A 660-nucleotide genomic window follows, 5' to 3' on the forward strand; every position below is an offset into this window, starting at 1 on the left:
GAGAGCTGCGCCGCGGTCTCCTCCGCCTCGCGGTGCACGACGCCGGCCATCCCGAGACGCTCGGCAGCGACGATGTTCTGGGCGAGGTCGTCGACCATGACGGCCTCGTGGGGCGCGACGCCGAGGCGTTCGCACCCGATCTCGTAGAGGCGGCGTGACGGCTTGCGCACGCCCTCCTGCCCCGAGATGGTCACGGCGTCGAACATCGCGGGCAGGTCGAATCCCGCGTAGCAGTCGCGTCCGAGCGAGTTGGACACCAGACCGACCGGCACACCGTCCTCCCGCAGCGACGCGACCAGCTCGACCATCGCCTCGTCGCGGACCAGGCGTGCCTGCATCCGACCGATGAGTCCCTCGGTCTCGACCTCGACCCCCTGGGCGCGAAGGCGCTCGGCGAGTCCCGCCTCGAACGGGTCGTGCCCGAGGCGCCCCTCCTCGTGGTCGACCAGCAGCTGCCGGGCGGTGGGGTCCTCGGCGAACAGGCGCATGGGAAGTGTCTCGTCGCCGCACTCCTCGCGGCCGAACGCGGCGAACCCGTCGAGGACGCTCGAGGTCAGCACCCCGCCGAAGTCGAACAGCACCGCGCGACGAGCGCTCCGGGCGCTCATCCGAGCGACTCCTGGTAGCGCCGCATGCCGGCGATCCATCGGTCGTAGTCCG

The 660-nt window shown here is 71.7% G+C and carries 1 protein-coding gene; it reads right to left on the bottom strand.

What is annotated here, in order from left to right; all coding sequences use genetic code 11:
• Positions 1 to 608: HAD family phosphatase (locus ASF38_RS17795; RefSeq protein WP_056574159.1), on the bottom strand; the 608-nt coding region annotated here is incomplete at its 3' end.
• Positions 609 to 660 lie beyond the last annotated feature (52 nt).

The organism is Aeromicrobium sp. Leaf272, from assembly GCF_001422865.1.
In the GTDB taxonomy this organism is placed as follows: Bacteria; Actinomycetota; Actinomycetes; order Propionibacteriales; family Nocardioidaceae; genus Aeromicrobium.